The 22,263-nt window shown below is 52.0% G+C and carries 24 protein-coding genes; 16 read left to right on the top strand and 8 right to left on the bottom strand.

What is annotated here, in order from left to right; translation table 11 throughout:
• Positions 1-35 precede the first annotated feature (35 nt).
• Entirely contained in the window at positions 36-863 is an 828-nt protein-coding gene (gene dkgA / locus OGX99_RS10390; RefSeq protein ID WP_151217720.1) for a 2,5-didehydrogluconate reductase DkgA, read from the bottom strand.
• A 103-nt stretch (positions 864-966) separates the two neighbouring features.
• Positions 967-2,130 carry an alcohol dehydrogenase gene (gene yqhD / locus OGX99_RS10395; protein WP_151217719.1) on the bottom strand — a complete coding sequence of 388 codons (1,164 nt, stop codon included), beginning with the start codon at positions 2,128-2,130 and terminating at the stop codon, positions 967-969.
• 193 nt (positions 2,131-2,323) lie between these two features.
• Here yqhD and OGX99_RS10400 point away from each other — a divergent pair, with 193 nt between their 5' ends.
• Positions 2,324-3,223, top strand: coding sequence for an AraC family transcriptional regulator (locus OGX99_RS10400; protein WP_252838757.1), 900 nt, complete (start codon positions 2,324-2,326; stop codon positions 3,221-3,223).
• Positions 3,224-3,313: 90 nt separating this feature from the next.
• Here OGX99_RS10400 and yghB read toward each other — a convergent pair whose 3' ends face one another.
• Together yghB and metC are read right to left on the bottom strand one after the other, a co-directional pair.
• Positions 3,314-3,973 carry a DedA family general envelope maintenance protein YghB gene (gene yghB / locus OGX99_RS10405; RefSeq protein ID WP_187253254.1) on the bottom strand — a complete coding sequence of 220 codons (660 nt, stop codon included), beginning with the start codon at positions 3,971-3,973 and terminating at the stop codon, positions 3,314-3,316.
• 131 nt (positions 3,974-4,104) lie between these two features.
• Positions 4,105-5,292, bottom strand: coding sequence for a cystathionine beta-lyase (gene metC, locus OGX99_RS10410; RefSeq protein WP_252838758.1), 1,188 nt, complete (start codon positions 5,290-5,292; stop codon positions 4,105-4,107).
• Positions 5,293-5,542: 250 nt separating this feature from the next.
• Here metC and exbB point away from each other — a divergent pair, with 250 nt between their 5' ends.
• Both exbB and exbD read left to right on the top strand, forming a co-directional pair.
• Positions 5,543-6,277, top strand: coding sequence for a tol-pal system-associated acyl-CoA thioesterase (exbB, locus tag OGX99_RS10415; protein ID WP_151217716.1), 735 nt, complete (start codon positions 5,543-5,545; stop codon positions 6,275-6,277).
• Between the two features lie 6 nt (positions 6,278-6,283).
• On the top strand, positions 6,284-6,709 hold the full coding sequence (gene exbD / locus OGX99_RS10420) for a TonB system transport protein ExbD (RefSeq protein WP_286543456.1): 426 nt from the start codon (positions 6,284-6,286) through the stop codon (positions 6,707-6,709).
• A gap of 71 nt (positions 6,710-6,780) precedes the next feature.
• Here the strand turns inward: exbD and OGX99_RS10425 are convergent, their stop codons facing one another.
• Both OGX99_RS10425 and OGX99_RS10430 read right to left on the bottom strand, forming a co-directional pair.
• A complete protein-coding gene (locus OGX99_RS10425; protein WP_187259009.1) occupies positions 6,781-7,188 on the bottom strand; it encodes a cytoplasmic protein in 408 nt (135 codons plus the stop codon).
• A 1-nt stretch (position 7,189) separates the two neighbouring features.
• Positions 7,190-7,594 (bottom strand): hypothetical protein, encoded by a 405-nt coding sequence (locus OGX99_RS10430; RefSeq protein ID WP_187253251.1) that lies wholly within the window; start codon positions 7,592-7,594, stop codon positions 7,190-7,192.
• Between the two features lie 104 nt (positions 7,595-7,698).
• Here OGX99_RS10430 and OGX99_RS10435 point away from each other — a divergent pair, with 104 nt between their 5' ends.
• Positions 7,699-8,202, top strand: coding sequence for an ESA_00282 family adhesion-associated protein (locus OGX99_RS10435; protein WP_151217713.1), 504 nt, complete (start codon positions 7,699-7,701; stop codon positions 8,200-8,202).
• A 69-nt stretch (positions 8,203-8,271) separates the two neighbouring features.
• On the opposite strand, the gene OGX99_RS10440 is transcribed toward OGX99_RS10435, so the two are convergent.
• On the bottom strand, positions 8,272-9,312 hold the full coding sequence (locus OGX99_RS10440) for an aldo/keto reductase (RefSeq protein WP_187253250.1): 1,041 nt from the start codon (positions 9,310-9,312) through the stop codon (positions 8,272-8,274).
• 89 nt (positions 9,313-9,401) lie between these two features.
• On the opposite strand from OGX99_RS10440, the gene OGX99_RS23875 reads away from it, so the two are divergent.
• From OGX99_RS23875 to hybG, 11 genes are all read left to right on the top strand, one after another.
• Complete coding sequence (locus tag OGX99_RS23875; protein ID WP_502873427.1) at positions 9,402-9,728, top strand: dienelactone hydrolase family protein; 327 nt, start codon at positions 9,402-9,404, stop codon at positions 9,726-9,728.
• A gap of 197 nt (positions 9,729-9,925) precedes the next feature.
• Positions 9,926-11,566 carry a methyl-accepting chemotaxis protein gene (locus OGX99_RS10450; protein ID WP_187253249.1) on the top strand — a complete coding sequence of 547 codons (1,641 nt, stop codon included), beginning with the start codon at positions 9,926-9,928 and terminating at the stop codon, positions 11,564-11,566.
• An 85-nt stretch (positions 11,567-11,651) separates the two neighbouring features.
• Positions 11,652-11,939, top strand: coding sequence for a DUF2623 family protein (locus OGX99_RS10455; RefSeq protein ID WP_151224347.1), 288 nt, complete (start codon positions 11,652-11,654; stop codon positions 11,937-11,939).
• A 190-nt stretch (positions 11,940-12,129) separates the two neighbouring features.
• On the top strand, positions 12,130-13,248 hold the full coding sequence (gene hybO / locus OGX99_RS10460) for a hydrogenase 2 small subunit (RefSeq protein WP_040233985.1): 1,119 nt from the start codon (positions 12,130-12,132) through the stop codon (positions 13,246-13,248).
• 2 nt (positions 13,249-13,250) lie between these two features.
• The gene (gene hybA, locus OGX99_RS10465) at positions 13,251-14,237 is read left to right on the top strand and encodes a hydrogenase 2 operon protein HybA (RefSeq protein WP_187253248.1); all 987 of its coding nucleotides are present in this window, start codon (positions 13,251-13,253) and stop codon (positions 14,235-14,237) included.
• A complete protein-coding gene (hybB, locus tag OGX99_RS10470; RefSeq protein ID WP_115601464.1) occupies positions 14,227-15,405 on the top strand; it encodes a Ni/Fe-hydrogenase cytochrome b subunit in 1,179 nt (392 codons plus the stop codon). The genes hybA and hybB overlap by 11 nt, the downstream gene beginning before the upstream one ends.
• Complete coding sequence (gene hybC, locus OGX99_RS10475) at positions 15,402-17,105, top strand: hydrogenase 2 large subunit (RefSeq protein ID WP_003024476.1); 1,704 nt, start codon at positions 15,402-15,404, stop codon at positions 17,103-17,105. Before hybB ends, hybC begins: the two co-directional genes overlap by 4 nt.
• Positions 17,105-17,599 carry a HyaD/HybD family hydrogenase maturation endopeptidase gene (locus tag OGX99_RS10480; protein ID WP_003024473.1) on the top strand — a complete coding sequence of 165 codons (495 nt, stop codon included), beginning with the start codon at positions 17,105-17,107 and terminating at the stop codon, positions 17,597-17,599. Before hybC ends, OGX99_RS10480 begins: the two co-directional genes overlap by 1 nt.
• On the top strand, positions 17,592-18,080 hold the full coding sequence (gene hybE / locus OGX99_RS10485) for a hydrogenase-2 assembly chaperone (protein ID WP_210905369.1): 489 nt from the start codon (positions 17,592-17,594) through the stop codon (positions 18,078-18,080). Before OGX99_RS10480 ends, hybE begins: the two co-directional genes overlap by 8 nt.
• Complete coding sequence (gene hypA, locus OGX99_RS10490; RefSeq protein ID WP_003024462.1) at positions 18,073-18,414, top strand: hydrogenase maturation nickel metallochaperone HypA; 342 nt, start codon at positions 18,073-18,075, stop codon at positions 18,412-18,414. The genes hybE and hypA overlap by 8 nt, the downstream gene beginning before the upstream one ends.
• A 30-nt stretch (positions 18,415-18,444) precedes the next feature.
• Complete coding sequence (hybG, locus tag OGX99_RS10495; RefSeq protein ID WP_003024459.1) at positions 18,445-18,693, top strand: hydrogenase maturation factor HybG; 249 nt, start codon at positions 18,445-18,447, stop codon at positions 18,691-18,693.
• A gap of 94 nt (positions 18,694-18,787) precedes the next feature.
• Here the strand turns inward: hybG and yghU are convergent, their stop codons facing one another.
• A complete protein-coding gene (gene yghU, locus OGX99_RS10500) occupies positions 18,788-19,654 on the bottom strand; it encodes a glutathione-dependent disulfide-bond oxidoreductase (RefSeq protein WP_210905368.1) in 867 nt (288 codons plus the stop codon).
• A gap of 217 nt (positions 19,655-19,871) precedes the next feature.
• Between yghU and OGX99_RS10505 the strand changes: the two genes are divergently transcribed.
• Complete coding sequence (locus OGX99_RS10505) at positions 19,872-22,160, top strand: FdhF/YdeP family oxidoreductase (RefSeq protein ID WP_286543464.1); 2,289 nt, start codon at positions 19,872-19,874, stop codon at positions 22,158-22,160.
• The last annotated feature ends 103 nt before the right edge of the window (positions 22,161-22,263 follow it).

Consider the following 22,263-nt stretch of genomic DNA (forward strand, 5'->3'; position numbering starts at 1 on the left):
AGGCCCGACGAGAGTGTCGGGCTGGCTGGAAGGGGTTAACCGCCGAACTGGTCTGGATCGGGTCCCAGACGTTTACCCTGATCGAGTTTCGCGATTTCGCCTAATTCATCTTTATCCAGGCGGAAGTCCCAGACGTTAAAGTTTTCTACGATACGCGCAGGAGTGACCGATTTCGGAATCACCACCAGGCCGCTATCCAGATGCCAGCGGATGACAATCTGCGCGGGTGATTTGCCATATTTCTCTGCGAGGTCACGGATTATCTTTTGATCGAAGACATCTTTGCCGCCCTGCGCCAGTGGACTCCAGGATTCGGTCTGGATTTTATGTGTGGCGTTCCAGGCGTGCAGTTGGCGTTGTTGCATGAGCGGGTGAAGTTCTATCTGATTAATCACCGGAGGTACGCCGGTTTCATCCATTAGCCGCTGGAGATGGTTTATCTGAAAGTTGCACACGCCGATGCTCTTAATCAGCCCTTCTTTTTGCAGGTCTATCATGCTTTCCCACGCTTCAACGTAGTGGTCGATCGCCGGAACGGGCCAATGCATCAGATACAGATCGAGGTAATCAAGCTGGAGTTTCTCCATGCTTTCGAGTAAGGCTTCCCGGGGGCGTTTCTGGTCATCATTCCACAGCTTAGTGGTAATGAATAACGCTTCCCGCGGCACGCCTGCGTCGCGTATTGCTTTGCCGACACCTTCTTCATTTTTGTACGCTGCCGCGGTATCGATTGAGCGATACCCCACTTCCAGCGCTTTATGAATGGCGGTGATGACTTCTTCGTTGCTTGCCTTCCAGACCCCCAGGCCCAGTTGTGGCATGACGTTGCCATCCTGTAGTTTTATAATGGTTGGAGTGGTCATAATTCCCCCCTTAATGTCTGTCACCGGAACATACTCCGGTGACATAGGTGTGACTTAAGCCTGGTATAAATACCCAAAAACGAAAGGTGGAGGTCAAAAAACCTTAGCGGGCAGCTTCGTAAATCCGGCGGCTGACGTCGAGCGTAATGTCCTGATGTTCTCCCAGTTTCGTATTACCATGGGCTTCCAGTTTTTCCAGTAACGCCGGGATAGAACTGCCGTCCAGACCGTAGTCAGACAGGCGAGTCGGTACGCCCATTTGCTCGAAGAAAGCGCGGGTTGCTGCAATGGCGGCATCGATGCGCTGGTCATCGCTTCCTTCGGTGATATTCCACACGCGTTCAGCATACTGCAGCAGTTTGGCGCGCTTGGCATCGCGTTTTTCATTCCACAGCGCAGGCAGAACGATGGCCAACGTTTGGGCATGATCGAGACCATGCATTGCGGTCAGTTCGTGACCCAGCATATGCGTTGCCCAGTCCTGCGGTACGCCTGCACCAATCAGGCCGTTGAGTGCCTGGGTTGCCGCCCACATGACGTTTGCACGGACGTTGTAATTTTCCGGCTCCTGCAATGCTTTCGGGCCTTCTTCGATAAGCGTCAGCAGAATGCCTTCGGCAAAGCGATCCTGAATTTTCCCGTCGACCGGATAGGTCACATACTGCTCAACGGTATGAACGAACGCATCCACGACACCGTTAGCAACCTGACGCGGCGGCAGTGTATAGGTGTAAACCGGATCCAGCACGGCAAATACCGGCTGCACAAACGGGGTCATAAAGGCCAGTTTATCGCCAGTTGTTTTACGTGAAATTACCGCACCGGAGTTAGATTCAGAGCCGGTAGCTGGCAGGGTTAATACGGAGCCCATCGGGATGGCGCTTTTTACGTCATTACCGTGGGTTTCCAGAATACGCCATGGATCAACGCCGTCCGCGTACTGTGCCGCAGCCGCGATGAATTTGGTGCCATCCAGCACTGAACCACCGCCCACCGCCAGCAGGAACGTCACTTTCTCATCACGTACGATTTTTACCGCGTTCATTAGCGTTTCATAAGACGGGTTCGGCTCAATACCGCCAAACTCAATCACGTCCAGACCTTTTAGCGCGTCCTGAACCTGTGCCAGAACGCCGGTTTTTTTCACGCTGCCGCCGCCGTAGGTAACCAGTACGCGAGCGTCCTGAGGGATTTGATCGCGCAACTGTGCAATTGCGCCTTTACCAAACAGAATGCGGGTTGGGGTATGGAGATTAAAATTGTTCATTGCTCGTTCCCTTATGTGGGTAAAAAAGAGGGCAGGAGAGTATCTGCCGGATGATGAACATTGTGGTCGTCAGTCGCGTAGCTCTCAATGCTCATTTCTGCCGATGTCTTGCCCATTTCTACAGACGACTGGAGAAAAAGTATAAATCTGCGCATTATGGCAGAGTTACAAACCGATGATGAACTGGTGCTCTATGGACCGTGATGAGATCTGCCTTCTGCTGACAGATAAAATTAAGCAGTTGAAAAATAATGAAAATAAACTCAGCGAACTGCTGCCAGATGTTCGTCTGCTCCACGGTACTGAGCCAGCGGCGCGTACACCGGTGATGTATCAGCCTGGCATCATATTTCTCTTTTCGGGGCATAAAATTGGTTATATCAATGAACGCGTATTTCGTTATGACGCCAACGAATATCTGTTGCTGACAGTACCTTTACCCTTTGAATGTGAAACGTATGCGACGCCGGAGGTTCCACTGGCCGGTATTTACCTGAATGTCGATATTCTGCAATTGCAGGAGCTGTTGATGGACATTGGGGAAGACGAGCTGTTCCAGCCCGCCATGGCGGCCAGCGGGATCAACTCCGCGACGCTCTCTGACGAAATTCTCTGTGCCGCTGAGCGTCTGCTGGATGTGATGGAACGGCCGCTGGATGCGCGTATTCTGGGAAAACAGATCATTCGCGAGATCCTCTACCATGTGCTGACCGGGCCGCGTGGCGGCGCGTTACTTGCGCTGGTTAGTCGCCAGACGCATTTCAGTTTGATAAGCCGGGTGTTGAAGCGAATTGAAACCAAATACACCGAAAACCTCAATGTAGAACAGCTGGCGGCAGAAGCGAACATGAGCGTGTCGGCGTTTCATCATAATTTTAAAGCGGTGACCAGCACATCGCCGCTGCAATATCTCAAGAGTTATCGGCTGCATAAAGCACGGATGATGATGATCCACGACGGAATGAAGGCCAGCGCGGCCGCCATGCGTGTCGGCTATGAGAGCGCATCGCAATTCAGTCGTGAGTTTAAACGTTTCTTTGGCGTAACGCCGGGAGAGGATGCGGCCAGAATAAGAATGATGCAGGGGAGTTGACTTCTTGTCGGCCTGACAGGTACACCGTACGCCTTAAAGCTGCGTGCTATAAGGCGAAATGCCGGAGAGTATCCGGCCTACGGATGCGATTCAGGCGCTACAGTATTTTTTTTTAATCACCACGAACAGCGTTCCCAACAGACCTGCGGTTAACAGGGCAATCGGCAGGATCATTAAAAAGGTCATCACCTGATCTTCATGGCGTTTGACGAACGGGATCATGCTTAGCGCATAGCCGAAGCCGGTGACGACCGTGACCCACAGCAGTCCGCTCAGCCAGTTAAAAAACTGGAATCGACGATTAGGAAGCCCTGAAATACCCGCCATTGTTGGCAGCAGGGTACGAACGAATGCCAGAAAGCGTCCGGCCAGCAGCGCCATCAACCCATGTTGATCAAACATACAAGTGGCACGCTGATGATACTTTTCAGGTAATTGCGCCAGCCAGCCTTTTACCGTCCGCGTGTTGCCCAGCCATCGTCCCTGAATGTAGCTCAGCCAGCAGCCCAGACTGGCTGCGGCGGTCAGAATAGCTATGGTAGGTAAAAAACTCATCACGTCCTGAGCGATCAGTGCACCTGCCAGCAATAACAGGCTGTCTCCGGGTAAAAAGGAGGCGGGCAGCAGGCCATTTTCTAAAAACAGTGTGGCGAACATAACGAAGTACACCACGCTCACAACGTGTGGATCCGCCAGCGCGGCAAAATCGTGTTGCCAGAGCGCGGAGACAATATCTTGAATGACTACCATGGACTTTCCTGTGGAACAGCGTTTATGTGTGGATTGTACTCCTGAATTGTCCGGGATGCCTTGATCCCGGACGCAACAATTGCAGACTTTTCCACCAGAAGTGTCTGCATATATGTCCATCTATGGCAATTTTACTCGATTCGGGCAAATCCTGCGGCTAAATCGGCAATCAGATCGTCAACATTCTCTAAACCGATATGCAGACGGATGAGCGTTCCACTGAAGTCCACCTCGCCTTGTGGACGAATTGCCGCAATGTGCTCCGGCTGATTAGCGAGAATCAACGACTCAAAGCCGCCCCAGGAGTAAGCCATGCTGAACAGGTTGAAGTGATCCATATACGCGCTCAGCTCCTCATGATTGAGTTTCTTATTCAATACGAACGAGAACAGACCGCTGCTGCCGGTGAAATCACGCTTCCAGAATTCGTGACCCTTACTGCCGGGTAGCGCTGGGTGGTTCACGCGGGCGACCTGCGGATGGCTGGCCAGCCATTCGGCAACCTTTACGCTGCTTTCATGATGCTGACGCAGGCGTACGCTCAGCGTACGCAGTCCACGGCTGGTCATATAGGCAGTATCGGCATCCAACATTTGTCCCATCAGATACGCATTTTCGCGCAGTTGATCCCAGCAGCGGGCATTGGATACCGCCGTGCCGACCATGCCATCGGAATGACCAATCAGATATTTGGTGCCAGCCTGAATAGAAACATCGATGCCAAAATCCAGCGCTTTGAACAGCACCCCGGCAGCCCAGGTGTTATCAATCATGATGATCGCGTCAGGTGCAACGCTTCTGACGGCGGCAACAATAGCCGGAACATCATGCACTTCCATGGTGACAGAGCCAGGCGATTCCAAAAATACGACTTTGGTGTTCGGCTGCATGTGCTTCACTATATCGGCGCCAACCAGCGGATCGAACCAGCCGGTGGACACGCCAAGCTTGCCGAGAATTTTTGTGCAGAAATCCTGGCTGGGTTCATAGGCGGTGTTGGTCATCAGCACATGATCGCCTTGCTCCACAAAAGCGAGGATGGTGTTTGCCACGGCTGCCGCGCCGCAGGGGAATAAGGCGCAACCTGCCCCGCCTTCCAGTTCACACATCGCCTCCTGCAGGGAGAAATGCGTCAGGGTTCCGCGACGTCCGTAAAAAAGTGCGCCGTTAGCCCGGTTATGGGTAGCCTGTTTTTTGGCCTCTAAGGTGTCAAAAACCAGCGAAGAAGCGCGCTGGATCACGCTATTTACCGAGCCCAGCGTGTACTTTTTACTGCGCCCTGCATGCACAAGTTTGGTTTCAAGTTGTTTATCTGCCATGTTGTTTGACCTGTTTTTATACGTCTGGATGTCTAAACTACCATGAATCAAAGATGACGCATCCCGCAGAACAGGCATACAGTAGAAAATAATCTCAAACTGCGTCTGGTGACTTTTTTACTGCGTAAGCGCAAGGAAAAGAAACCAAAGGTGCGGCACTATGTAAATAGTAATGAGAACGACTATCAATTCGACGTCGTTTTGATATCATTACGCACAGATTTTGTGACTTGCGTCCTGGAGATACAGAGTGGGTAATAATTTGATGCAGACGGACCTTTCCGTCTGGGGTATGTATCAGCACGCCGATATCGTGGTTAAGTGCGTGATGATTGGGCTGATTTTGGCGTCAGTGGTCACCTGGGCAATTTTCTTTAGTAAGAGCCTTGAGTTCTTTACTCAGAAACGCCGCCTTAAGCGCGAGCAGCAACTGCTGGTGGATGCTCGCTCTTTAGACCAGGCAAGTGAGATTGCCGCAGGATTCGATGGCAAAAGCCTGGGCGCGCTGTTGATTAACGAGGCGCAGAATGAGCTGGAACTGTCTGAAGGTAGCGACGACAACGAAGGTATTAAAGAACGTACTGGTTTCCGTCTGGAGCGTCGCGTCGCGGCGGTAGGGCGTCATATGGGGCGCGGTAACGGATACCTGGCGACCATCGGGGCTATCTCTCCGTTCGTCGGGCTGTTCGGTACGGTATGGGGCATCATGAATAGCTTCATCGGGATCGCGCAAACCCAAACGACCAACCTGGCCGTTGTTGCGCCGGGTATCGCAGAAGCGCTGTTAGCCACCGCGATTGGTCTGGTTGCAGCAATTCCTGCAGTTGTTATCTATAACGTTTTCGCACGTCAGATTGGCAGCTATAAAGCGATGCTGGGCGATGTCGCGGCGCAGGTGCTGTTGCTGCAAAGTCGCGATCTCGACCTGAACGCTAGCGCATCCGCGCATCCGGTACGTGCTGCGCAGAAATTACGTGTAGGATAATGTTCCATGGCAATGAGCTTTAATGAAAACCTGGACGATAACGGTGAAATGCATGAAATAAACGTGACGCCGTTTATCGACGTTATGTTGGTTTTATTGATCATCTTTATGGTGGCTGCGCCGTTGGCAACGGTGGATGTGAAGGTGAATCTCCCTGCTTCCACCAGCACACCGCAACCGCGTCCGGAAAAACCGGTTTACCTGTCTGTGAAAGCCGATAAGAGTATGTTTATTGGCAACAACCAGGTGACGGACGATACCATGATTAGCGAGTTAAATACGCTGACTGATGGCAAGAAAGACACTACGATCTTCTTCCTTGCGGATAAAACCGTCGATTATGAAACCATGATGAAGGTTATGGATGCTTTGCATCAGGCGGGGTTCCTGAAGATTGGTCTGGTTGGTGAAGAGACTGTAAAAGCGAAGTAATCCTCATTGCCGGGTGGGGGGGGGCGCCTTACCCGGCCTGCAGCTCCTGATTCAACGTTCTCCACTCGCCCTTATCTGTCTTCATCCAGGGCGACTGTCGTTATCCTGGTTGGCTCGTAGTTGCCTTCAGACAGTTTACGCGTCAGGCGAAGGGTGGCTGTTTCTCGCCTGAGAATATGCTGATATGCGCTTTCCAGCCGGGTCATTATTTTGTCCCGCAGTTCCGGTTGCTGCTCCATAATGGCCTCAATGGCGGCGCCGTAGATCTCTTCTTTAGCTTGTAGCGCATAAATCTCACGGCGATTTTGCCATTTCATTCGTACCAGCGCGGCGGGGATAGAAACAATCTCCTGAGCGACGCTTTCCAGCGTCGCGTTTTTATTGGCAATCAACACGGCTAAATTTTGCTTTAAGACAAACTCATCGCTTTTATGGTCATCTAAAGCCAAATAAACATTATTATCCTCAATATCTTTCATTTTATTTCTTTTCCAGAGAATAAAAAATAGGATCGCTGGTTTCACGTGTGATTAAATTAAGCCAAATTTTATTACCTTGCTCATTTATGATAGCTGTTTTTGTGGACAAAATTTTACTTAATTCTTGAGCGTTAATGTCGCCTTCTGCTTGTAGTGAATTGAGCAAGCGAGTGAATGACTCAATTTTCGCGGCACGAAACAAACGCTCTTTTAAATGACGATCACACTCTTCAAATAACATATTGCGTGCCTGACCGGTAGCTGTAGCACTAATCAAAATATCGGGTTCGTAATCGCTTAACGTTCTCTTTCCCTGATTCAAATTTTCACTATTATCTACGGGTTCAGTATTGGTAGATGGACTGGATAAGTGAAAATGCGAGGGAACAAGATGCTCGGGAAGCATGTTGAAATATCCTTTGATGCCAATGATATGTTGTTTTAAATAAATCAGGCCGCGTTGACAATAGCATGGCGTAATTTTAAAATCAAAAAAAATGGAGCCAGTATATGAACAGTATATTTTATTCTGTTATAACCCTGCTATTGCTGACCTGCGGGGTGCTTTTTTTAATGCGCAGTGCAAATAAAAACCGATATGCAGAAAATGGACATTCTGAAAACCAGCCGGAAATGCTGAGTAAAGAAGAAGGTGAGGACCATTTCTCGGTATTGATGAATTCGATTACCCCAGTCTGGTATTGGCGCGTTAATCACGAATATATCGATTTTATTCACTCCACGATCAAACGGATGACAATGGTGGAGTTGAATGAGATTCCTGGATTATTTGATGCACAGCGGCGTTGCAGCGACCTCAACTCTGCGGTGTATAAATATTACGACAATATTAAAAAACGCTGTTTGAGCGGTGAGAAGGTCCCGCATGCTGACCTGGACGTGCTCAACCTGCGTCAGTGCTTCAGGGAGTTCAGTCTTGAGGCTTATCCTGCACTTGTCGCGCTGGTCTGGCCGGAGTATCAACGCCCGGAGATCAACGCGGAAGAAGTGTGAGGGGACTGTCGGGTCTGCATTACGTGCCGGGGAGGTTAACGACACCTTCCGGCACGGAGTGATAAACAGCTATTTGTCCGATGAGGCCTGCCACAGGTTCAGCTTACCGTCTGCGACGTGCTTATCGATCTGCGCCAGTTCTTCGGCACTGAACGTCAGGTTTGCCAACGCCTGAACGTTTTCCTCCAGTTGCTCCGGCCGGCTGGCGCCAATTAATACCGAAGTCACCCGGTTGTCTTTCAGCAGCCAGCTTAAGGCCATTTGCGCCATCGACTGTCCTCGCTGTTGCGCCATCTCATTGAGCAAACGCAGGCTGGTAAGATTTTCTTCCGTCAGCATGTTTTCCGTCAGCCCACGGGCTTTTTTCCCTTCACGTTGCATGCGTGAACCTTCCGGAATGCCGTTGAGGTATTTCCCCGTCAGCAGCCCCTGGGCCAACGGCGTAAATGCGATACAGCCCATGCCGTTGGATTCCAGTGTATCCAGCAAACCGCTACTGTCTACCCAGCGGTTAAGCAGGTTGTAAGAAGGCTGGTGGATCAGCAACGGAATTTTCCACTCCCGCATCAGCTCGGCCATTTTCTGCGTACGCTCCGGGGAATAGGATGAGATACCGACATACAGCGCTTTACCGCTTTGCACCGCATGGGCCAGGGCTGAGGCGGTCTCTTCCATTGGCGTATTTTCGTCAACGCGGTGTGAGTAGAAGATATCGACATAGTCGAGGCCCATGCGTTTCAGGCTCTGGTCGAGGCTGGCGAGCAGGTATTTGCGCGAACCGCCAGAACCGTATGGACCTGGCCACATGTCATAGCCTGCTTTGCTGGAGATGATCAGCTCATCACGATATTGTGCAAAATCCTCGCGCAGTAATCGGCCAAAATTCTCTTCTGCGCTGCCCGGAGGCGGTCCATAGTTATTGGCTAAATCAAAATGCGTGATGCCTAAATCAAATGCTTTACGCAGCAGGGCGCGCTGTGAATCCAGCGCCTGAACGTGCCCAAAACTGTGCCATAAACCCAGCGATAGCGCGGGTAAACGCAAACCGCTGCGCCCACAGTAACGATAGAGCATCTGCTCGTAACGTTCAGGATTGGCAAACCAGGCCATGAGATCTCCTTAGTGCAGGTGAATTTCGAAACAACGTTTCTATTCTAGCGGGTTCCCGCTGAAGATCCCGTTCACCAGGTCACACTGGGATGAAAAACTGGGTAAAAACAGACCACTGTGTTTTGCGTATAAAAACATCAATCAGGAGCGCTGCCATGCCGCGTTTAACTGCGAAAGACTTTCCACAAGAGTTGCTCGATTACTATGATGGTATCCGAATTAACGAGGGGCCTGCTTATGAGGAGGCACTCAAGGCCAATAAGAGAGTCTATGAGGCATATATCTATCCCGGCGTTAATCATGGTTTTCATAATGATTCGACACCACGTTATGATAAGACTGCTGCTGATTTATCCTGGAAACGCACTCTTACATGGTTTAATGAATATTTACGATATAAAACAAAGGATTATTAAATGATTCAGGCTAATCATCTGAATAGTAATGCTAGCTAATTTCATTAGCATTCATGTTGATATAGTGTAAATAGATATTGAATGTACTTAAGAAAGTAAAAAAATAAAGAACGCATTATATCTTCTCTGTTGCCTGCCGATAACAAGGATAAGTATCGCCTGATGGCGAATTCCTCATCAACGGCAAGGAAATTATTATGCGTTTGCTGAAAAACTTCACTATTCGTATTGTCATGTTGGCAATACTGGGACTTTTTTGCCTGCTCTGGTCGGGCGTGGGTTTATTCAGTCTTCATTCTTTATCAAAAATATCTGAAGGCAATGATATTGACCGTCATCTCGTCCATCAGATGACGGTGCTCAGTCAGGGGAACGATCAGTACTTTCGCTTCGTTACGCGGTTAAGTCGCGCCATGGACGTCAAAATGAGTGGCGGAACGCCTGATTTTGCGCCGGCGCAGCAGTCCCTTGAGAACATGAGCAAAAAACTCCAGGAGATGAAAACATTGTCTCCAGGCCCCATGGATCCGGAAGTTGCCGCGGCGGTACTGACGAAGTGGCAGGCGCTGCTGGACAATGGCGTGATCCCGCAAATGCAGCTGGCAAAGCAGGGCACGCTCACGGCCTTTGCGGAACATGCCAGCACCATAACGCCAGCGCTGAGCCGTGAATTTGGCGCCAGTGCCGAACGTTTTAACGCCACGGCAGGAGAGCGGCTTGATACCACCCGTGTTATGGTCGATGGCAAAACGTCTATCATCCGGACGTTAATTATTACTGCCGTGATCCTCGGTATTGCCCTACTGTTCTTTACCGACCGTTACCTCGTCGCCATGATGGTGAAACCTCTGGGACGCATCCGTCAGCAGTTCCAACAGATTGCGCAGGGCGATCTCAGCCATCCTATTGAAGATTTTGGGCGTAACTGCGTGGGCCAACTGGTGCCGTTACTATGCGCGATGCAGGACAGCCTGCGCGAAGCCGTCAGTACCATTCGTTCAGGTAGTGACAACATCTGGCGAGGAGCTACGGAAATTTCCACCGGTAATAACGATCTCTCCTCACGTACTGAAGAGCAGGCTGCGGCGCTGGAAGAGACCGCTGCCAGCATGGAGCAACTGACCGCCACGGTAAAACTTAACGCCGAAAATGCGCGTGAGGCCAGCCAGCTTGCCGATACGGCGACAGAGACGGCAGGTAAAGGCAGCACGCTGGTTTCTGAAGTGGTTGAGACGATGGATGGCATTGCCGCCAGCTCGAAACAGATCGCCGAAATTACGTCTGTTATTAACAGTATTGCTTTCCAGACCAACATTCTGGCGCTTAACGCCGCAGTTGAAGCTGCCAGAGCGGGCGAGCAGGGACGTGGTTTTGCCGTCGTTGCTGGTGAAGTACGTAACCTTGCCAGCCGGAGCGCCGGAGCGGCGAAAGAAATTGAGACGCTGATTGGCGAATCGTCGCGTCGTGTCGATCAGGGCGCTCGTCTGGTTAAAGAGACGGGATTAACCATGGAGGCAATTCTCCGCGGTGCCACCGAAGTGACCGTTATCATGAAACAAATTGCCTCTGCCTCGGAAGAACAGAACAAGGGCATCTCGCAGGTGAGTGTGGCGATCACCCAGATGGATAGCGTCACGCAACAGAACGCTGCATTGGTTGAGCAAGTCTCTGCCGCTGCTGTGGCGCTGGAACGACAAACGGAAGAGCTGCAACGCTCGGTGCAACAGTTCCGCCTGTCTGCGAATGATGTGCAATACGCTGCTGCGAATACCACTTCCCCTTCAGCAGACAGCAAAACGTCTGCGGCCGCCAAAACGGACGAGTGGGTGTCCTTTTAAGCAGGCGCAAAAAAGTACGTGAAACCTCTGGCCTTTGCTTAAAAAATCGCTATATAATTTATTATATAGCGATTGGGGGTTACGCATGGACAATCATTTTGGAAAAGGTCTGATGGCCGGATTAAACGCGTCAAGCGCGGATAGCGCCCGTATGGTGGCCAATTTTTGTGCTGATTATAAACGCGGTTTTATACTGGGATTTTCACATCGTATGTTTGAAAAAACGGGCGATCGGCAGCTTAGCGCGTGGGAGGCGGGCATCCTCACGCGCCGCTATGGCCTGGATAAAGAGATGGTGATGGATTTCTTTAAAGAGAACCAGTCCAGTACGACAATTCGGTTTTTCATGGCTGGCTATCGGCTCGAAGCTTGATCCGAAAGGGGTATTCCGTTGCTTTAATTAATTACACTATTGACCAACACCTTCGTTTTGTTGCTCCGTCGAAGTAATATATCGCACATAACCATATAAAAAGTGTGGTAAATGGCGCGCCGATCGCAATATGCAACATGCGAATGGTGCAAAATAAAAAGCCAGGTCTTCGCAACGGAATAACTATAAAATGACTGGAGATAACTCTCTCATCAATTCGAACGGCATCAATCGCCGTGATTTCATGAAGCTTTGTGCAGCACTGGCCGCTACCATGGGGCTCAGTAGCAAAGCCGCCGCAGAAATGGCCGAATCAGTTTCTCGTCCTCAGCGCCCACCAGTTATCTGGATTGGTGCTCAGGAGTGTACGGGTTGTACTGAATCGCTGCTTCGCGCGACACACCCTACAGTGGAAAACCTCGTTCTGGAGACCATCTCTCTCGAATACCATGAGGTACTCTCTGCCGCCTTCGGCCACCAGGTTGAAGAGAATAAACATAACGCTCTGGAGAAGTACAAAGGGCAATATGTTTTGGTTGTAGATGGTTCTATCCCACTAAAAGATAATGGTATTTACTGCATGGTTGCCGGTGAGCCGATCGTGGATCACATCCGCCGGGCCGCTGAAGGCGCTGCCGCTATCATTGCCATCGGCTCTTGCGCCGCGTGGGGTGGTGTTGCTGCCGCTGGCGTTAACCCAACGGGTGCAGTCGGCTTGCAGGAAGTTCTGCCAGGCAAAACCATTATCAACATCCCCGGCTGTCCGCCGAACCCACATAACTTCCTTGCAACGGTCGCGCATATCATCACTTACGGTAAGCCGCCGAAGCTGGATACCAAAAACCGTCCGACATTCGCCTATGGCCGTTTGATTCACGAACACTGCGAACGTCGCCCGCACTTCGATGCTGGCCGTTTTGCGAAAGAGTTTGGCGATGAAGGCCACCGTGAAGGTTGGTGCCTCTACCATCTGGGCTGTAAAGGACCAGAAACCTACGGTAACTGTTCAACGCTGCAATTCTGCGATGTTGGTGGCGTGTGGCCGGTGGCTATCGGTCACCCTTGCTACGGCTGTAACGAAGAAGGCGTCGGTTTCCATAAAGGTATTCACCAGCTTGCTCATGTAGAAAACCAAACGCCACGTTCCGAGAAACCTGACGTCAATATGAAAGAAGGCGGCAATGTTTCTGCCGGAGCGATTGGGCTGCTTGGCGGCGTAGTAGGACTGGTTGCCGGTGTCAGCGTGATGGCGGTTCGTGAACTGGGGCGTCAGCAGAAGAAAGATAACGCTGACTCACGGGGAGAATAACCGTGAACAGACGTAACTTTATTAAAGCAGCCTCCAGCGGGGCATTGCTGTTGGGCGCCGCGCCGTCCATCAGCCATGCGGCTGCAGAAAACCGTCCGCCGATCCCTGGTTCTTTGGGGATGCTCTATGACTCGACGCTGTGCGTAGGCTGCCAGGCCTGTGTCACCAAGTGTCAGGATATCAACTTCCCGGCGCGTAACCCGGAAGGCGAGCAGACCTGGTCGAACAACGACAAACTGTCTCCGTATACCAATAACATCATCCAGGTGTGGCGTAGCGGAACAGGTGTGAACAAAGACCAGGAAGAAAATGGCTACGCATATATTAAGAAACAGTGCATGCACTGTGTCGATCCGAACTGCGTCTCCGTTTGCCCGGTCTCCGCGCTGAAGAAAGATCCGAAAACCGGCATCGTCCACTATGACAAAGATGTCTGTACAGGCTGTCGTTACTGCATGGTTGCCTGCCCGTACAACGTGCCTAAGTACGACTACAACAACCCGTTTGGTGCGCTTCACAAATGTGAACTCTGTAACCAGAAAGGCGTTGAGCGTCTGGACAAAGGCGGTTTACCGGGTTGTGTTGAAGTGTGTCCTGCCGGTGCGGTGATTTTTGGTACCCGTGAAGAGCTGATGGCTGAGGCGAAAAAACGTCTCGCGCTGAAGCCTGGCAGCGAATACCACTATCCGCGTCAAACGGTGAAAGCAGGCGATACCTACCTGCATACGGTACCGAAGTATTACCCCCATCTGTACGGTGAGAATGAGGGGGGGGGTACGCAGGTTATGGTGCTGACGGGTGTTCCTTACGAGGATTTGGATCTGCCGAAACTGGATGATCTTTCAACCGGTGCGCGTTCCGAACATGTTCAACATTCCCTGTACAAGGGCATGATACTACCCCTGGCTGCGCTGGCGGGCTTAACCGTGCTGGTTCGTCGTAACACGAAAAACGACCATCACGATGGAGGAGACGATCATGAGTCATGATCCTAAACCGCTGGGCGGAAAAATAATCAGCAAACCGGTCATTATTTTTGGGCCGCTTATCGTCCTGTGCATGCTCCTGATCGTGAAACGTCTGGTCTTCGGATTGGGTTCAGTCTCCGATCTGAACGGCGGTTTCCCATGGGGGGTATGGATTGCATTTGACCTGTTGATTGGTACTGGCTTTGCGTGCGGCGGTTGGGCGCTGGCGTGGGCGGTGTATGTTTTCAACAGAGGACAATACCATCCGCTGGTACGTCCGGCGCTGCTGGCGAGCCTGTTTGGCTACTCGCTGGGCGGTCTGTCGATCACCATTGACGTCGGTCGTTACTGGAATCTGCCGTATTTCTACATTCCGGGTCACTTCAACGTGAACTCGGTACTGTTCGAAACGGCGGTCTGTATGACCATCTATATCGGCATCATGGCGCTGGAATTTGCTCCGGCTCTGTTTGAACGTCTGGGGTGGAAAGTTTCTCTCAAGCGTTTGAATAAAGTGATGTTCTTTATTATTGCCCTCGGCGCGCTGCTGCCAACCATGCACCAGTCTTCAATGGGTTCATTGATGATTTCTGCGGGTTATAAAGTACATCCGCTTTGGCAAGCTTATGAAATGTTGCCGCTTTTCTCGGTATTAACCGCCTTTATTATGGGCTTCTCGATCGTCATCTTTGAAGGCTCGTTGGTACAAGCTGGTCTGAAAGGTAACGGCCCTGACGAGAAAAGTTTGTTCATCAAGCTGACGAACACCATCAGCGTGCTGTTGGCGATTTTCGTGGTTCTGCGCTTTGGCGAACTGATCTATCGCGACAAGCTGTCGTATGCGTTTGCAGGCGATTTCTACTCAGCCATGTTCTGGCTTGAGGTCGTGCTGATGGTCTTCCCGCTGGTGGTGCTGCGCGTCACTAAGCTGCGTAACGACTCGCGCATGCTGTATCTGTCTGCGCTGAGCGCATTGCTGGGTTGTGCGACATGGCGTCTGTCTTATTCGCTGGTGGCGTTCAATCCTGGTGGTGGCTACCACTACTTCCCGACCTGGGAAGAACTGTTGATTTCTATTGGTTTTGTGGCTATTGAGATTTGTGCATACATCGTACTCATTCGTCTACTGCCGATACTTCCTCCTTTAAAACAAAACGATCAAAATCGTCATGAGGCGAGCAAAGCATGAGCCAGAGAATTACTATTGATCCGGTAACCCGTATTGAGGGTCATTTACGCATCGACTGCGAAATCGAAAATGGCGTGGTATCTAAAGCATGGGCTTCCGGTACCATGTGGCGCGGCATGGAAGAGATTGTGAAAAACCGCGATCCGCGCGATGCCTGGATGATTGTGCAGCGTATCTGTGGCGTTTGTACGACCACTCACGCTATCTCTTCCGTTCGTGCTGCAGAAAGCGCGCTGAATATTGATGTTCCGGTAAACGCACAGTATATCCGTAACATCATTCTGGCCGCGCACACCACGCATGACCATATTGTTCACTTCTATCAGCTCTCAGCGCTGGACTGGGTGGATATCACCTCTGCGCTGAAGGCCGATCCAGCGAAAGCGTCTGCCATGCTGAACGGTGTGTCCTCCTGGCACCTGAACAGCGCAGAAGAGTTCACTAAGGTTCAGAACAAGATTAAAGACCTTGTTGCCAGCGGTCAGTTAGGTATTTTTGCCAACGGTTGCTGGGGTCACCCGGCAATGCAACTGCCGCCGGAAGTGAACCTGATTGCGGTCGCTCACTACCTGCAGGCACTGGAATGCCAGCGTGATGCCAACCGCGTTGTGGCGCTGTTGGGCGGTAAAACGCCGCACATCCAGAACCTGGCAGTAGGGGGGGTTGCTAACCCAATTAACCTCGACGGTCTTGGCGTGCTGAACCTTGAACGCCTGATGTACATCAAGTCTTTCATTGATAAGCTGAGCGACTTCGTTGAGCAGGTTTACAAGGTAGATACTGCGGTTATTGCGGCGTTCTATCCTGAGTGGCTGGAACGTGGTCAGGGTGCGGTTAACTATCTGAGCGCACCGGAATTCCCGACTGACGGTAAAAACGGCAGCTTCCTGTTCCCGGGGGGTTACATCACCAATGAAGATCTGTCGACCTATCGTCCGATCACCTCTCACTCCGATGAGTACCTGATCAAAGGGATTCAGGAGAGTGCGAAACACGCGTGGTACAAAGACGAAGCGCCGCAGGCTCCGTGGGAAGGTACAACGGTTCCTGATTACACCGGTTGGTCAGATGACGGTAAGTACTCCTGGGTTAAAGCGCCGACCTTCTACGGTAAAACGGTTGAAGTGGGGCCGCTGGCCAACATGTTGTGTAAACTGGCGGCCAAACGCGAGTCTACTCATGCCAAGCTGAATGAAATCATCGCGATTTACACCAAGCTGACCGGTAAAACTATCGAAGTGTCGCAGTTGCACTCTACGCTGGGCCGTATTATTGGTCGTACCGTTCACTGCTGTGAACTGCAGAACGTTCTGCAGGATCAGTACAACGCGCTGATCGTGAACATCGGTAAAGGCGACCACACCACCTTCGTGAAACCGGATATTCCGGCAACGGGCGAATTCAAAGGTGTTGGTTTCCTCGAAGCGCCGCGCGGTATGCTGTCTCACTGGATGGTGATTAAAGATGGCATTATCAGCAACTACCAGGCGGTTGTACCGTCAACCTGGAACTCTGGCCCACGTAACTTTAATGATGAAGTGGGACCGTATGAGCGCTCGCTGGTAGGAACGCCGATTGCCGATCCAAACAAACCGCTGGAAGTGGTTCGTACCATTCACTCCTTCGACCCTTGTATGTCATGTGCGGTGCATGTGGTGGACGTTGACGGGAACGAAGTGGTCTCAGTTAAGGTTCTGTAATGCGGATATTAGTCTTAGGGGTCGGCAATATTTTGCTGACCGACGAAGCCATCGGGGTACGTATCGTTGAGGCATTAGAGCAACGGTACATCCTGCCAGACTTTGTTGATGTTCTGGACGGTGGTACGGCTGGGATGGAGCTTCTCGGCGATATGGCGAACAGAGATCATCTGATCATTGCTGACGCTATTGTGTCGAAGAAAAACACGCCAGGAACGATGATGGTCCTGCGGGATGAAGAGATCCCGGCGTTGTTTACCAACAAAATCTCACCGCACCAGCTTGGCTTGGCCGACGTTTTGTCGGCCCTGCGTTTCACCGGCGAGTTTCCGAAAAAGCTGACGTTAGTCGGCATTATTCCGGAATCGCTGGAGCCGCATATCGGGCTAACGCCAACGGTCGAAGCGATGATTGAACCTGCGCTTGAGCAGGTTCTTGCCGCGCTTCGCGAATCAGGCGTTGAAGCGATCCCTCGGGAGGCGGCTCATGTCTGAGGAGTTTGTCGGTTTTCAGACGGCCCCGAAGATGCAGATTCAGGCAGCGTTTGAAGAGGTTGCCCGGCGCTCGATGCACGATCTTTCTTTTCTGCATCCGAACATGCCGGTATATGTCTCTGATTTTACGCTGTTTGAAGGGCAGTGGACGGGGTGTGTTATCACACCCTGGATGCTCAGCGCACTGATTTTCCCTGGACCAGACCAGATCTGGCCGGTACGTAAAGTCAGCGAAAAAATCGGGCTGCGTCTGCCGTATGGCGAGATGACCTTTACCGTTGGTGAACTGGAGGGCGTATCGCAATACCTTTCCTGTTCACTGATGTCACCGCTTTCGCACAATATGTCGTCGCAGGAAGGCGTACGCTTGACTGACGATTGCGCGCGAATGCTGTTATCGCTGCCGGTGAGCGATCCAAATGCGCCGCAGCTCAATCGCCGCGCGCTGCTGCTGGGTCGTCGGAACTGCGAAAATGCATGAGCTGTCCCTTTGTCAGAGCGCGGTTGAGATTGTTCAACAGCAGGCAGAGCAGCACGGTGTCAAACGAGTAACCGGCGTTTGGCTGGAAATCGGGGCGCTCTCCTGCGTTGAAGAGAGCGCCGTGCGTTTCAGTTTCGACATCGTCTGTCAGGGGACGCTGGCGCAAGGGTGTGAGCTGCATATTGATTACAAGCCAGCCCAGGCATGGTGCTGGGATTGCAGTCAGGTTGTGGAAATCACCCAGCATGATGCGCAGTGCCCACATTGTCAGGGGGATCGTCTGCGAGTTGATGCGGGCGATTCACTGAAAGTGAAAAGTATTGAAGTCGAATAACCCATAGGTTGCTATGGGGCGGAGTCAGATATGTGTATTGGAGTCCCTGGTCAGGTTCTGGCCGTTGGTGAAGATATTCACCAACTTGCGCAGGTTGAAGTGTGCGGCATCAAACGTGATGTCAATATTGCCCTGATTTGTGAAGGTGATACGGCTGAGCTGGTCGGGCAATGGGTGCTGGTGCACGTAGGGTTCGCCATGAGCATCATTGATGAAGATGAAGCTAAAGCCACGTTAGACGCACTTCGCCGCATGGAGTACGACGTCACCAGCGCGTGACAACCGGTTTGTGCCTCATAGTGCTGCGCTTATCGGGCCTATGCCTTAGATGTAGGCCCGATAAGGCATTTATGCCGCCATCCGGCATCTTGCGTTAGCCCTGGCGCTTATCTTCGGTGCTGGTGTCGAAGTCGCTGGCGTCATGGCGCTCATGAAGCTGCTCGTTCAGCGGTCCGTTAGTGCGGTTTACAATCCGACCACGTTTAACCGCCGGACGCGCTGCCACCTCTTTTGCCCAGCGCTGTACGTGCTTGTAGCTTCCGGCGTCAAGGAACTCTGCCGCGTCGTACACGTTGCCCAGAACCACATTACCAAACCATGGCCAGACCGCCATATCGGCAATGGTGTATTCATCTCCGGCGACAAACTGATGCTGCGCTAGCTGTTTATCCAACACGTCGAGTAAGCGCTTGGCTTCCATGGTGAAGCGATTAATCGCGTATTCAATTTTAACCGGCGCATAATTATAGAAGTGACCAAAGCCACCGCCAAGGAACGGGGCAGCGCCTTGTAACCAGAACAACCAGTTCAGCGTTTCTGTACGCTTAGCCAAATCCTGCGGCAGGAAATAACCATATTTTTCCGCCAGATAGAGTAGGATTGCGCCAGATTCGAATACGCGAACCGGTGGGTTTTGCGAGTGATCGCGTAGCGCCGGGATCTTCGAGTTCGGATTCACCTCCACAAAGCCGCTGGAAAACTGATCGCCATCGCCAATGCGGATGAGCCAGGCATCGTATTCCGCGCCCTTCACGCCCTGTGCTAACAACTCCTCCAGCATAATCGTCACTTTCTGCCCATTTGGCGTTCCCAACGAATAGAGCTGCAGCGGATGTTTGCCAACCGGCAGCGTTTTCTCGTGGGTGGCGCCGGAAACAGGGCGGTTGATATTGGCGAACGTGCCGCCGTTCGATTTTTCCCACGTCCAGACTTTCGCGGGCTGATAGGTATTGTCTGACATAGTGATCTGCCTTCTGAGTGGTTGTTTGATGCAGTGTAGCAGCCAGGTAGAACTCAATTTAACAGATTGGGACTTTATGCCGTTTTGTGCTGAAAGGGGAAGATAAATCTAACCCGTTCATTGTACCTGGCCCGTACTCCATGAAGAGGAAATCAATGTTGCACGGAAATTGCTACCGTATTCACCATCAAAAATTGGTGGTGAATAAGCAGTAATAATGAAAAAAGGTGTTCCAGGAGTAAGCGGTTATCAGGGCCCGGCGGGTGGGTGGGGCGCGGTAAAAGCCGTTACTGCTTCGCTGTTTTCGCAAAAGGCTGTCGCCCGCGACATTATCGCGATGTTCAAAATGAACCAGGTTAAAGGGTTCGACTGTCCAGGCTGTGCGTGGCCGGACCCAGAGCATCGGGCGCCAATGGAGTTGTGCGAAAATGGCGTTAAGGCGGTCTCCTGGGAGACAACCAACAAGAAAGCGTCACCGGAATTTTTCAGCCGTCACCCGGTTTCCGCACTCTGGCACTACAGCGATTATGAGCTGGAAAATATCGGTCGTTTGACGCATCCCATGAAATACGATGCCGCATCAGATACCTGGCGAGCGGTGGATTGGGATATCGCATTTCAGGAAATCGGCGAGCGTCTGCACAGTTATGATTCAGCCCAGCAGGTTGAGTTTTACACCTCCGGCAGAACGTCAAATGAGGCGGCGTTCCTGTATCAACTGTTTGCCCGCGAATATGGCAGCAGCAACTTCCCTGATTGCTCAAACATGTGCCACGGACCGACCAGCGCAGGGCTAACGCCGGCTATCGGCCTTGGAAAAGGGACCGTTGAACTTGAGGATTTTGACCACTGCGATCTGGTGATTTGTATCGGGCATAACCCAGGCACTAACCATCCGCGCATGCTGACCACCTTACGCGACGTTGCCAAACGCGGGGCTAAAATTATCTCCATTAATCCGCTGAACGAAAGGGGGCTTGAGCGCTTTAGCTTCCCGCAAAGTCCGAAAGAGATGTTCACCGGTCAGGCGACGGCGCTGAGCCACGACTACTACCAGGTAAAAATGGGCGGTGACGCCTCGCTGCTCAAAGGCATCATGAAGGCGCTGATCGAAATGGATGAGGCACGGATCTTACTGGATCAACAACCGACGCTCGATCATGCGTTTATCGATGATCACACTGCCGGATATGCCGCGTTGTATGATGACTTACGCCAGCGTAGCTGGGCGGAACTGGAACAGGACTCAGGCCTGACGCGCAGTCAGATGGAAGATCTGGCGCACAGCTACAGTAAATCCAGTGCCACTATCGTTTGTTATGGTCTGGGCATCACCCAGCATAAAAACGGCACTGAGAACGTCCAGCAACTGGTAAACCTGCTGCTGCTGAAAGGCAATATAGGTAAGCCGGGGGCGGGGATCTGCCCGTTGCGCGGTCACTCTAACGTGCAGGGCGATCGTTCCGTGGGTATTAACGAAGCGGCGTCCGAAGAATTCCTGCAACGCCTTGAGACGCATTTCTCTATCCGCGTTCCGCGCAAACATGGCCGCTCCAGCGTGGAGAGTATTCGCGCCATTGAGCGCGGAGACGTAAAAGCGCTTATCTGCATGGGTGGTAATCTGGCGGTGGCGATGCCGCAGCCGCAGCGTACCTTTGCGGCGATGAAAAAGTTGGATCTGCAGGTTCACGTTGCGACCAAACTTAACAGATCGCATTTGCTGCTGGCAAAACATAACTACCTGCTCCCCGCGTTGGGCAGAACCGAGCGCGACATGCAGGCGACGGGCATTCAGTCGGTGACCGTCGAAGACTCGATGTCGATGGTTCACGCGTCCTGTGGCGCGCTGAAACCGGCTTCCCGCTGGCTAAAATCAGAGCCCGCGATTGTGGCGGGCATGGCGCGCGCCACGCTGCCGCTTTCGCCGGTAAACTGGGAAGCGTTGACCGGGGACTACGCGCTGATCCGTAATGCCATTGAAGCCGTGATCCCGGCGTTCCACGACTACAACGCCCTTATTGCTGAACCGGGCGGGTTTCGTATGGATACCCCTGCATCGCGCCGTGAATGGCGAACGGTAAATGGCAAAGCCAACTTTATCGTCAGCCATCAGCGGGCGGTAGAGCGGGAGAACCAGCCTGCTGCTGCGCTTGTGCTGGCGACGCTACGCAGCCACGATCAGTACAACACCACGATTTATGGTCTGAACGATCGCTATCGTGGCATTACTGGTCGTCGGGATGTGGTGTTTTTAAGCGCCCAGGAAGCGGCGGCTCGTGGTCTGAACCAGGGTGATGTGGTTAACGTTCAGGCGCTGGACGACAACGGTCAGCCGTGTGCGGATCGCATCATGTACGGTTTAACGGTGGTGATTTACAACATGGCGGAGGGCTCAATTGGCGCGTATCTGCCTGAAGCGAATGTCCTGCTCTCGTTGGACGCGGTGGATACACAAAGTTTGACTCCGGCCTATAAAAGCGTGCCGGTAATCCTTACCCAGGCGTAGATCCTGCTGTGAATTTTTCGCCTCTGAGCGCCAGCCGCTGCGTTGAGGTGTATGATGATGTCGACCTCTGTCCGGTTAGTGTCGCAGAGCAGGCAATCAGAGC

It is taken from the genome of Citrobacter sp. Cu096, from assembly GCF_030332285.1.
GTDB lineage: Bacteria > Pseudomonadota > Gammaproteobacteria > Enterobacterales > Enterobacteriaceae > Citrobacter > Citrobacter meridianamericanus.

Coding starts and splice junctions, on each gene's coding strand:
- dkgA (WP_151217720.1), bottom strand. CDS start 863: ATGACCACTCCAACCATTATAAAACTACAGGATGGCAACGTCATGCCA.
- yqhD (WP_151217719.1), bottom strand. CDS start 2,130: ATGAACAATTTTAATCTCCATACCCCAACCCGCATTCTGTTTGGTAAA.
- OGX99_RS10400 (WP_252838757.1), top strand. CDS start 2,324: ATGGACCGTGATGAGATCTGCCTTCTGCTGACAGATAAAATTAAGCAG.
- yghB (WP_187253254.1), bottom strand. CDS start 3,973: ATGGTAGTCATTCAAGATATTGTCTCCGCGCTCTGGCAACACGATTTT.
- metC (WP_252838758.1), bottom strand. CDS start 5,292: ATGGCAGATAAACAACTTGAAACCAAACTTGTGCATGCAGGGCGCAGT.
- exbD (WP_286543456.1), top strand. CDS start 6,284: ATGGCAATGAGCTTTAATGAAAACCTGGACGATAACGGTGAAATGCAT.
- OGX99_RS10425 (WP_187259009.1), bottom strand. CDS start 7,188: ATGAAAGATATTGAGGATAATAATGTTTATTTGGCTTTAGATGACCAT.
- OGX99_RS10430 (WP_187253251.1), bottom strand. CDS start 7,594: ATGCTTCCCGAGCATCTTGTTCCCTCGCATTTTCACTTATCCAGTCCA.
- OGX99_RS10435 (WP_151217713.1), top strand. CDS start 7,699: ATGAACAGTATATTTTATTCTGTTATAACCCTGCTATTGCTGACCTGC.
- OGX99_RS10440 (WP_187253250.1), bottom strand. CDS start 9,312: ATGGCCTGGTTTGCCAATCCTGAACGTTACGAGCAGATGCTCTATCGT.
- OGX99_RS23875 (WP_502873427.1), top strand. CDS start 9,402: ATGAAAAACTGGGTAAAAACAGACCACTGTGTTTTGCGTATAAAAACA.
- OGX99_RS10450 (WP_187253249.1), top strand. CDS start 9,926: ATGCGTTTGCTGAAAAACTTCACTATTCGTATTGTCATGTTGGCAATA.
- OGX99_RS10455 (WP_151224347.1), top strand. CDS start 11,652: ATGGACAATCATTTTGGAAAAGGTCTGATGGCCGGATTAAACGCGTCA.
- hybO (WP_040233985.1), top strand. CDS start 12,130: ATGACTGGAGATAACTCTCTCATCAATTCGAACGGCATCAATCGCCGT.
- hybB (WP_115601464.1), top strand. CDS start 14,227: ATGAGTCATGATCCTAAACCGCTGGGCGGAAAAATAATCAGCAAACCG.
- hybC (WP_003024476.1), top strand. CDS start 15,402: ATGAGCCAGAGAATTACTATTGATCCGGTAACCCGTATTGAGGGTCAT.
- OGX99_RS10480 (WP_003024473.1), top strand. CDS start 17,105: ATGCGGATATTAGTCTTAGGGGTCGGCAATATTTTGCTGACCGACGAA.
- hybE (WP_210905369.1), top strand. CDS start 17,592: ATGTCTGAGGAGTTTGTCGGTTTTCAGACGGCCCCGAAGATGCAGATT.
- hypA (WP_003024462.1), top strand. CDS start 18,073: ATGCATGAGCTGTCCCTTTGTCAGAGCGCGGTTGAGATTGTTCAACAG.
- hybG (WP_003024459.1), top strand. CDS start 18,445: ATGTGTATTGGAGTCCCTGGTCAGGTTCTGGCCGTTGGTGAAGATATT.
- yghU (WP_210905368.1), bottom strand. CDS start 19,654: ATGTCAGACAATACCTATCAGCCCGCGAAAGTCTGGACGTGGGAAAAA.
- OGX99_RS10505 (WP_286543464.1), top strand. CDS start 19,872: ATGAAAAAAGGTGTTCCAGGAGTAAGCGGTTATCAGGGCCCGGCGGGT.